This is a genomic window from Planctopirus hydrillae, assembly GCF_001707835.1.
Classification (GTDB): Bacteria; Planctomycetota; Planctomycetia; order Planctomycetales; family Planctomycetaceae; genus Planctopirus; species Planctopirus hydrillae.
Genome location: NZ_LYDR01000027.1, coordinates 39,964 through 51,003 on the forward strand (window position 1 = coordinate 39,964; position 11,040 = coordinate 51,003).

General features: G+C 53.4%; 4 protein-coding genes. 1 reads left to right on the plus strand and 3 read right to left on the minus strand.

Annotated elements, in window-relative coordinates:
* Nucleotides 1–256: 256 nt before the first annotated feature.
* The 3 genes from A6X21_RS01820 to A6X21_RS01830 all read right to left on the minus strand — a co-directional run bounded on the left by A6X21_RS01820 (nt 257) and on the right by A6X21_RS01830 (nt 6,628).
* Nucleotides 257–3,580, minus strand: coding sequence for a BamA/OMP85 family outer membrane protein (locus A6X21_RS01820; RefSeq protein ID WP_068845755.1), 3,324 nt, complete (start codon nt 3,578–3,580; stop codon nt 257–259).
* A gap of 188 nt (nt 3,581–3,768) precedes the next feature.
* A complete protein-coding gene (locus A6X21_RS01825) occupies nt 3,769–5,166 on the minus strand; it encodes a 3-deoxy-D-manno-octulosonic acid transferase (RefSeq protein WP_068845659.1) in 1,398 nt (465 codons plus the stop codon).
* Between the two features lie 145 nt (nt 5,167–5,311).
* A complete protein-coding gene (locus A6X21_RS01830; RefSeq protein WP_068845661.1) occupies nt 5,312–6,628 on the minus strand; it encodes a chloride channel protein in 1,317 nt (438 codons plus the stop codon).
* A 591-nt stretch (nt 6,629–7,219) separates the two neighbouring features.
* Here A6X21_RS01830 and secA point away from each other — a divergent pair.
* A complete protein-coding gene (gene secA, locus A6X21_RS01835) occupies nt 7,220–10,822 on the plus strand; it encodes a preprotein translocase subunit SecA (RefSeq protein ID WP_068845663.1) in 3,603 nt (1,200 codons plus the stop codon).
* Nucleotides 10,823–11,040 lie beyond the last annotated feature (218 nt).

An 11,040-nucleotide genomic window follows, 5' to 3' on the forward strand; every position in this document is an offset into this window, starting at 1 on the left:
ATTCAAACCCGCAAAGATCACGCCCTTTCGCTGTGATTTGATTTTGGGGGCCTACCGGGTCGTGCCACCCAAGGCTGTGTGAAACGTTTTGGCGGGGCCTGCGCATGGCGCGGCTTCTTGTTGTCGTGAAAATTCGCGACAATCTGTGTCAGTAAGTTGGGCACGAGTTGGCCGGGCCATCCGCCGAGGAAATCACGTGCCGCGTTCGTTGCGGGAACAGGCTGGCCCAGAGCTGCAAGCATGGCACAGAGACGTGTTATCGAGTGAAGCCGATGTAGAAGCTGAAGAGCTGTGTCCGGTCGAAATCTTCCTTCATGATCGGAACCGCCCAGTCCAGAGCAATTGGTGCGGGCCCCATGGCTGGAAGAGTGATTCTTAAACCACCACCAACTGACAGACGGAAGTTATCAAGCGTCACATCTTCGGTGACTGTACCGAAGTCAGTGAATGCTACCAGATGCAGCATTTCGTTGGCTGTGACTGGCATTTGATACTCGGCACCACCCAGGAACATCCAGTTACCACCGGTACGAACCCCGGTATTCACAGGGCTGACACCACGGAACCGGAAGCCGCGGAATGACTGGAAACCACCAGCATAGAAGTTTTCAAAGATCGGTGTATCGCTCCCTGTCCAACCTACATCGGCATGGAGAGAGAGAATGTGCTTACCGAAACCATCGGGACGGCGATACGTCGTAAAGTACTGCCAGGCATTTACCTCCAGTTTGGGATAGACAAAATCACCGAAGGCCTGTTCGTAGGACATTTCAATAAAATGACCTTCCGAAGGATTAAACGGGGCATCGCGCGTATCATGCGCCAGACCGATACGGCCTGTTGTCAGGAAGTTATTCCCTAACACTTCCGTCAGGCTTTCTGGTTGCGGATAGACAGGGTTATCCACCTGGACATTTTCAATACGAATCGCCCCGGAGACAGACCATTCAGGAGTCAACTGGCGACCAATACGAGGCCTGACACCCAGGCGTTGTTCCTGCCAGAATTCGAGAAATCGCGTGTAGAAGAAACCACTGACACCGATATTGTAGTCACTATCCATGAAGTAGGGATCTGACCAGTCGACGGTATAGCGACTGACTTGACTACCGGGTGCCGCTTCGAGGCGAAACCGCTGGCCAGCTCCACGCCAGGCCGTCCCATTGACGATATCTTCAAAGCTGGTGGGTGGGCGGAAGAGATCAAAATTCGATTCACTGAGAACAATGTTACCAATCACACCGGCATCACTGTTCACACCGACGCCGAACATCAGTCGCCCAGTACGGGCTTCCTTCAGATACGCATCGATATCAATAAATTCTGGCGGAACTGAGTTATCGTAGATATTCTGATCAAATCGACGGGGGTTGCCGTAGGGATCTCCCTGGGGGCTGTTATCATATTCATAGTTCTGCGGAGCACGCATGTCACGCGTCTGCCCGCGAACCACGCTGACGTGTGGATCAGAGGCATCGACACTTTCAGGCTGCTCGACTTTCAACATCGAGCCGGGCATGAAATAGATCCCGTCGGGATCGTCTGCCCCGGAATCTGGCTCAGTCTTTTTCGAGGCTGGCTGGCTGCTGGGTGCTTTCCCTACAGTCCGCGATGGCGCTGCCAAAGAGGGTTGCGAAAATCCACTGCCATTGAGATAGCTGCGTCCTTCCGGTTCCTGCTGCACGGATGAATTTCCAGCACCTGCTCCATGCGAAGCAGATCGTGATGGGGTTCGAGTCGCTGCTGGATGAGAAGACGGATTGTTTCCAGTCGACTGCTGATTTGTCTGTGACAGAAAGTCTGGTCTTTGCGACAAAAAGTCTGACTGGCCAAGTGCTGTGGAATCGCCACCTTCGGCCAGTTGGCTTCGATCCTGCAGCCAGGCGATTTCAGAGACTCTTGAAATTTCCAGGCGAGGTCCATTCTGAGGCCCACCCTCAAAGTATTCAGACCCGGCAAGTTGTCGTTCCGATTTTTTGATCAGTTTCGGATCGGCGAGATCACCCGGGTGAATTCGCGAGATGTTCCGAGGCAGGTTATGCCTTGTATGGGGATAATCGCCTTCAATGTGAACGCGGAATTCGCGGACGACGTAGATCTTGTCTTCATTGATACGGATGATCAGATCGAGTTCACCAGGAGTTTCGAGAAATTGTGGGATCGCATCGACCGTTGCAAAGAGTCGTCCCTGCTCACCATACCGGGAGCGAATCTCGTCAACGTCCTTGGCAATATCACGGGAACTATAAAAATCGCCTGCCTTGAAATCGATGTACTGACGAATTTCGGCCTCTGTCAGGACATTGTTCCCTTCCACAGAGACATTGCGAATTTTGTAACGGGGGCCTTCCTTAATCACATAGACATAGGTGGCACTTGACTTGCTCTCATTAAAGTCGACGCGATGCGTGATTTCGACTTCGAAGAAACCCAGGCTGTGATAGTACTGTCGCAGACTTTCTTTATCGTCCGGGATGGTCGATTCGTCATATTTACCACCAAAGAGCCTGAGGACCCGGGTTTTGGAGACTTTCTTCGTCCTGAGGAGGCTGTCGCTGAAGAACTCATTCCCTTCGAAGCGAATGGCATCCACCCCCACCTTGGGGCCTTCATGAATGCGGAAGACAACCTCTCGTTCGTCGCGGGAGTCGCCTTTTTCGAGCGTACAAGTCGCAAACGAGTAGCCTTTGTCTTTGTAGTGAGCTTCAATTCGGCGAGCACATTCACGATTGGCGCTGATATCGTATGGACTGCCCGGCTTTAAGTTGGTGAGCCCTTCGAAAACAGATGTTTTGATCTTCTGATTGCCAATATACTGCACATCGCGAACGATCGGCCGCTCCAGGACACGGTAGATGACAACAAGACCTTCGTCGGTTTGTCGAACGTAGGGTTCGACGGTCGTGAACCATCGAGTGCGTACCAGAGCGTCCACATCCTGCTTGATCAGGCGTTCGTTGACAGTGCGATTGGGGCGGACCTTAATATGCTTTTCGATTTCCCGAACCTGGATGGTGTCGTTCCCTTCGACACGAACTTCGACAACCTGAGAATTGAAATCGACTTCGGCCGGGGCCTGCTCTTCGGCTGAAGTTCGCAGGATTTGCCCCGGTTTCTTCTTCAGCGGGTCAAACTTGGGGAAGTTGCCACTGTCGCGATTTTTTTCCTCGAGGAGAAGTTCGTCCTCGGGATGCATGACCTGTGCGAGCGTTTTTCGCTGGGGAGTTGTACCACCTGCGGGGGTCACCTGTGGCTTCGAGAATCCACCAGGCAGAGCTGGTCGATCTTCTTCGAGGCGTGCCCGGCCTGTTTCCTGGTCGGACTTCGCAGTACTGACCGTCCTGGCTGTGGTGGATGTGGCCTGACCTGGTTCGTCGAGCATCCAGGGTTCAAGATCTTCGCCATTCTGGCCACGAGCAACCGGGGAATGTGATCCCGAAGTGATCGCTGCGGGTGGCACGAAAAGCGGTGTTGAGAGTGAATTGCGGTCAACTTTGGCGGGTAGCGGTGAGCCTGATGGTGCTGACTGGCCATGCACAACAGTTCCTGCCCAGAAAATCACCCACAACAGTGTGAACACTGCTGTAAGGCCTCTGGCCCGGAAAACAGGTGCGATTGGCTGCCGCATCATGCGGTTCGCTTTCATCCATGAGTCGCGCGACGTGAAATTATTGAGACAGGCATTGAGCGCGGGTGGTGAGGAATAATTGATTCGAGAAAACCGAACAAGGCGAGATCCTGAGCCCGGACATCGATAGTACCGGCAGATTACGCTGCATGATCATGGATTATCCCTGCACTCAGGTTACCCAGACCACCAGAGCCCCCTGTCTTCAGAGTCTTTGAATGTGTGGTGATCAACTCAAGTGTTTTCTCAACAGCTCCACTTTGATCAAGAACGATTTGCTGAGCCGCCTGGCCCTGGAGAATTCGCAGCTGAGGGTTCTCCAGCAATTTTCTGACGAAAGGTGCGAGATCGACACCGCTGGAAACCACACTTGCTGCCTGGTTGGCGAGGAGTAAGTCGACTGTCTGCTTGAAGTTCTGGGTGTTGGGGCCAAAAAAGAGCGCCGCTCCATAACCGGCCGGCTCAATCATGTTTTGCCCGCCGCGATTGGTCAGGCTGCCACCCACAAAGGCGAGATCAGCCAATCCCCAGGCGGCTCCCAGTTCCCCGAGAGTATCCAGCAAACGAACGGGAGGAAGCTCATTGTGCCGGGGATGGTGTGAAATGGGTGAAGTTCTTCGCAATGGCTGACAACCTTTTGCCAGAATCAGTTGAGCCACTTCTTCAAAGCGTTCCCGATGCCTGGGGACAATCATCAACTGCAGGTCAGGAAATTCATTTCTGAGTGATAACCAGGCATCGATTGCCAAGGCTTCTTCCGGATGCTGTGTGCTGCCCGCAATCCAGACAATATCCTCGGGCTGAAAACCAAAGTGCTCCCGCAAAGCGATTGTTCTGGGATTTTGTCGGCAGGTTTCAAGGCGGTCGTATTTGAGATTTCCAGTCACAACGACACGCGAGGCGGGAACTCCAAGTTTCTCAAACCGAGAGGCATACTCTTTAGTCTGGGCTCCGACGCAGGAAATCCCTTTCAGCAGCCAGCGGAAAAATCCGGCAAAGCGGAAATAGCCCCGAAAGCTGCGTTCGCTTAAGCGACCATTAATGACCATGACAGGGACCGCCTGCTGGCGCGCAGCCAGAACGAGATTAGGCCAGATTTCCAGTTCCACCAGCACAATGGCCAGTGGTTGCAGTTGCCTGATCGCCCGGTTGACACTCCATGAAAAGTCGAGCGGGAAATAGCGGACCTCGATCTGCTTCGCATCCAGATCGCGAATCATTTTCTCGGCGACACCCCGGCCTGTCTGTGTGGTGACAGTCAGCACAAGTGGAGCCTGCGGATCGAGGCGAATCCAATCTGCAATCAATGGTTTCAGAAGGAGCACTTCCCCCACACTCACTGCATGCAGCCAGAGAGGCCGCCGATTGTCTGAAGACGCTTCCATCGTTTGCGAAAGACGGAGATCACCCAGAACTTTCTCGCGAAACCCTTCGCGGTACTTTCCATGAACCAGTCGATTCCAGAGAATCCACGGGCTGGCGACCAGCAGCAGTGCCAGATAACCGAGATTCAAAGACCGGCTGACCAACCATTCCATGTCGATTCTCGATTCCGCTGCATACTGAACAGGTTTGCCTGCGATACCGCAGTCAAACCGGCGATTGCAATCGAATCGGTCCGAAGCGTCAATCGGAAGTCGTACGGTTGAGTTGAGGGGATGTTCACCTCAGGTGAATACGGCCTCAGGTCGATGTCTTTGTGTCGAGAGGATGATTTCCTGCATTTTCTTTCAGCATTTTGCCCCAACCCGGATGCTGGGTCGAATAAATGCTGGAACCTCCCGCGACCAGCCACGCCGAAAAACAGGCTGCAAAGACGTATTCGATTCGATCAGGCCCGAAGAGTTCGATCGCCAGCACACTGCTGGCCAGGGGTGCATTCGTTGCTGCTGAAAAGACAGCCACAAACCCTAGAGCAGCCGCGACATCGACAGGCAATAGTCCTGTCTTGACTGCCAGAACATTCCCAAGTGCAGCGCCAATGAAAAACAAAGGAGTCACTTCGCCCCCTTTGAGGCCACAGGCCAAGGTGAGGATGGTAAGGAGGAGTTTGCAGAGCCAGCTCCAGTCATGAGCCCCACCCGCTCGGAAACAACTGCCAATAGTGACGGCATGAGGATTGAGATTTGTCGTTCCTAATCCCAGATAATCTCTGCCAACCACGAATTCGGCGACGAAAACGACAACCAAACTTCCAATCGTAATCCGGCGAATGGGATCCGGTAAAAATCTGGCATACCAGTGACCGGCCAGATGCAAGCCTTCAGAGAACCCTTTGGCAACCAGCCCGGCAACAGCTCCCAGGAGAATGATCAGCCCCACGATTCCCAGACGATGCAGCCAACCTGATGAATTCAGTTCTGCCCAGTCCACAGGATAATGGAGATGAGTTCCCCCGACCGTCGTGCAGACAAAATCGGCTCCGCAGGAAGCGAGCAGGCACGGCAGGATCGCAGAGGTCGGCAGCCTTCCGACCGAAAGGACTTCCGCGGCAAAGATCGCACCAGCCACTGGTGTTCCAAAAACTCCACCAAAGCCGGCAGCGACCCCCATTAACAGGATCTCGCGATAATCTTCGCCCAGCCACGGTTTCGTCCAGCGTGCCCAGATGCCTGCCAAACCAGCTCCCATCTGGACGGCAGTTCCTTCGCGACCTGCCGAACCACCACCCAGATGCGTGAGAATGGTGGCAAGCACAATGAGCGGTGCCATGAACCAGGGTAACCCTTTCATCGGGTGCTGAATTTCTGCGATGACGAGATTGTTTCCCTGCCCGGCTTCGCGCCCAGAAGACAGGTAAAGCCAGGCGGAAATCGCTCCCCAGAATGGCAACGACCAGAGCCAGTAGGGGGAACTTTGCTGAGTTTTTGTGGCGAGATCGAGCAGCCAGAGGAAAAGTGCGCTCGCACTCCCCACTGTGACGCTGAGCAAGGCACTTGTCAGCAGCCAGCGAAGGAGCAGCAGTGCATGCTCAATGATGAAATCACGCCGTGTGTTCAAAGCAAATATCCTGGAAAAACTGCTGATTCAACCTCGTGCTCCCTGTGTCCACGAGACTTGTATCAAGCCTGTACTTTCACGAAGCGAGCAAGCGGCCGCGTGAAGTTCATGATTGTCGATCCGTCCGAACCTTTTCAGCATTTCTTAAGGCTTTCAATTGAGTCGAATGGCTGCTGATACTGGAAAACCAATCGGAAAGACAACCTCGACTGCCAAAAACGTCATGCCTGATCGCGACTGCCAAGCTGGTACGGACTGTTTCCCCATGGAAATATTGACATTCTCCACAACCAATTTGAGATGAACAACTTGCGGCGGGTGATCGAGTTTGAACAGCGAGCTGGCACTTAAGTTGCGGACTGTTCATCATGAGCGAGATTGACCCTCTTTGGCAGAACGCCTAAACTTTTTGCTGTAAGAGTTTACGTTGATTTGACTTGGCAGTCACAATGGTCTCGGGGAAACGATTGAGCTGGTTGACGAATCTTTCGTGGTTCTGCTGAACTCGAATTGGTAGGCGTTAACGAGCAACCCATTACTCCACTGCCAGTTGTGCATGATGGCAGACTGGCAAACACGGATGGATGTCTGATGGAATTGATTGACAAAATTGGTGATGCAACAAATGCGGTCATCAGCGGTGTGGAACGGACTCTCACCCGGTTGTTCGGCTCTTCGAACGAACGGCGTGTGCGGCAGATTGGCTTTGTTCGCGATCGCCAGGGGGCCACAACGATCACTCCGGGATCGACGCTGGATCAGATCAATCAGCTTGAACCCGTTATGGAAAAGCTGACTGATGACGAGTTGAAGCAGACCACATCCAGGCTCAGAGCGAAGCTGAATGCAGGTCAGACCCTCGATGACATACTGCCGGAAGCCTTCGCGGCTGTGCGCGAAGGTGGCAAGCGATTCATGCGAATGCGTCATTACGACGTGCAGATGGTGGGGGGCTATATCCTTCACAAAGGCATGATTGCCGAAATGATGACCGGTGAAGGTAAAACGCTCGTGGCGACTTTGCCGGCCTTTCTCAACGGGCTGGCGGGAAGTGTGCATGTCATCACGGTGAACGACTATCTGGCACTGCGCGATATGGAGTGGATGGCCCCTCTCTATACGGGACTGGGCCTGACTGTCGGTGCCATTCAATCCAACATGCGCGAGCCTGAGCGTCAGAAGGCCTACGCCTGTGATATTACTTACGGTACGAATAACGAGTTCGGCTTTGATTACCTGCGCGACAATATGAAGCCGCGAAAAGACCTGCAGGTTCAAAAGCGGCGCCAGTATGCAATTATCGACGAAATTGACAACATTCTGATCGACGAAGCCCGGACCCCGCTGATTATCTCCGGGCCAGCTCACGACGATGTCACGAAGTATCCTAAAGCTCACCGTATCGGTCTGCAGCTCAAGCGGGATATTCACTTTGAAGTCAAAGAAAAAGAACATACCTGCCATCTGACTGATGAAGGGATTCGCTACGCTGAAGAACTGGCAGGAGTGGAGAGTTTTTATACGGCGGGCAATATGGAATGGCCGCATCTGATCGATAACTCACTGCGGGCCATCCATCTCTACAAGCGGGATGTTAACTATATTGTCGAGAATGATGAGATCATCATTATCGATGAACATACTGGCCGTAAGATGGAAGGCCGCCAGTGGAGTGATGGCCTGCATCAGGCTGTGCAGGCGAAAGAAGGCGTCCGTATCAAAGAAGATACGCAGACCTTCGCTACGGTGACATTACAAAACTTCTTTAAGCTTTATCCTAAGTTGAGCGGTATGACCGGTACCGCCATGACGGAAGCCAACGAGTTCTGGAAGATCTATAAACTCGATGTGGTCGCAGTCCCTACGAATCGACCGACTCAGCGCATTAACCATCACGATGCGATCTATCGCACGGTGAAAGAAAAATGGGATGCGGTCATCGAAGAAGTGAAGGAAGTTCACGCGACAGGAAGACCCGTCCTTGTGGGAACAGTCTCGATCGAGAACTCGGAGCATTTGAGCCGCAAGCTGACACAGCAAGGCGTCAAGCACAACATGCTCAACGCCAAGTATCACGAGCGGGAAGCTGAGATTATCGCTCAGGCCGGCCGGTTGGGTGCGGTGACCATTTCGACCAATATGGCAGGTCGTGGTACAGATATTATCCTCGGCGGTAACCCTGAGTATCTCGCCTGGGATGAGTTGAAGAACACCTATGTTTCGCGACTCGATGTCCCGAAATCGGTCTGGAATGAAACAACCAAGCGTATTGCTGTCCGTGAAGGGATGGACAGCGAAGGGAAAAAAGTTGCCGAACTGGGTGGCCTGCATGTGGTCGGTACGGAGCGGCATGACAGCCGGCGCATCGACCTGCAGTTGCGCGGTCGTGCCGGTAGGCAAGGCGACCCGGGTTCCAGCCGGTTCTTCCTCTCGCTCGAAGACGACCTGATGCGAAAGTTCGGTGGTGAGTGGGTGAAAGACTGGCTCACGGCCATGGGGATGCAGGAGGGTGAGCGTATTGAAAATGGTATGGTCACCTCTCGTATCGAAGCTGCCCAGAAAAAGGTCGAAGAGCGACATTTTGAGTCTCGCAAACATCTGCTCGAATATGACGAAGTCATGGATGAGCAGCGCAAACGCGTGTATGGCTATCGGCAATCGATTCTGGATGGGGCCATTTGCCGCCCTCTGATCCTGAATATGATCGACCGGCAGTTGAACCGGTGGACGAAAACTTTCCTGAGCCCGCAGTATCGCTGGGAGACTGCGGCCAACTGGGCGGGAGCGAAGTTTGGTATTCAGGTCGATGCCAGTGATCTCCGGGATATGGATTACGACCGGATGGTTGATTACCTGCGTGATCAGGCCGAACGGCAGGCGGAAGACCAGATCCGTGAGCAGATGGAGGAAAATCTTCCGGCTGATCTGGATGACCGCGAACGCAACTGGTCGGCAATGAGCCGCTGGGTCAATAACCACTTCGGCATCAATACCAATGATCGCGAACTGCGGAAAATCGGCATCGATGAGCTGCAGATTTACCTGTACCAGCGGGCGAAAGATGCCATTGGGCGGTATGAGTTCGAACAATTAAACGAGTATCTGTCTGATGACTGGGGACGCCGCTCGTTGGCTGGGTGGATCCAGCATCAGTTTGGACTGGACATTCCACCACAAGAGTTTGATGGTCTCGAACCTCCGGCAGCGGTGGCTCATATTCGCAGTCGGATTCTGGATCATTACACACGGAAAGAGATTACCTTCCCCGTGTCGGTCGGGATGTCGCAATTCCTGGCGGAAACGGGTGGTCAATCGACAGAGCGCTATGATCGCAGTGGCCTGGTCGCGTGGTCAAATGCTCGTTTCCATACACGCTTTTCAGCAGATCAGTTCGATAATCTTTCTCGATCGAGTATCGAGTCGGCTCTGATACTCAAGAGTGAGCAGTTTGCACCACCTGCAGGAATTCTCGAAGAAATTCAGCAACTGGTGATTCAAACCTGTGGCGAAGTTCCTGAAGATCGTGATCTCGACCCTAATAAGGCGAGTGCGAAAACGACAGCGAAAACTCCTAAAGCTCCGTTCCGTCCGATTAGCCCCGAGGCGGCACATCGCCTGGCTCAATGGTCGAATGATCGGTTTGGATCGGAACTCGAAGCCGATGATTTCGAAGATAAAGATGTCACCAAGGCTCGCGATTATCTGATTGAGCAGTTCACCCGGCGCTATCGACCGGAACTGCATACTGCAGAGCGGATGCTCATTCTGGAATGTCTCGACGGGGCCTGGAAAGATCATCTGTATTACATGGATCACTTGCGATCGAACATCGGTCTGGTGGGATATGCCCAGAAAGATCCGAAGGTCGAGTACCGCCGCGAGGGGATGCGAGCCTTCGAGCAGATGTGGGATCGAATTGGCGATCAGGTGACAGGGGCGATTTTCCGCATTGAGGATGTCAGTCCGAACTTTGTCGGTTCTTTGTGGAGTGTGACTTCGGAAACGCATGCCGCTCCGGGATCTCTGGCTGATCTGTCAGAGGACGGGGGTTCCAACATGGTGGCTCACCGTGGAGAAGGAGCGAATGGCAGCCCGGTGGTAGAAACCATTCGCAACAGCAGCCAGCGTGTGGGGCGTAACGACCCCTGCCCTTGTGGTAGCGGTAAAAAGTTCAAGAAGTGCTGTGGTCAATAAGGGCTGAGTCCTTGTGCCTGAGCCGTCAGTCAGGCGACAGTTCGTAGGGATTGAGGGATTCACTGCTCGATGAACCATCTAAATCGAAACCGTCAAATTTGGCAGAATCCCTCAGGCTTCGAGTAAGGCAGAAAAATTCGGATCGGCTATCATTCACACATGCAGCTCAACCCGTGGGTTCACCAGAAACTGCTCACAGCAGACTGCTGGACGACGAG

Bases quoted from the DNA above. Each gene is read 5' to 3' on its own strand.
- A6X21_RS01825 (WP_068845659.1), bottom strand. From the start codon at position 5,166: ATGGAATGGTTGGTCAGCCGGTCTTTGAATCTCGGTTATCTGGCACTG.
- secA (WP_068845663.1), top strand. From the start codon at position 7,220: ATGGAATTGATTGACAAAATTGGTGATGCAACAAATGCGGTCATCAGC.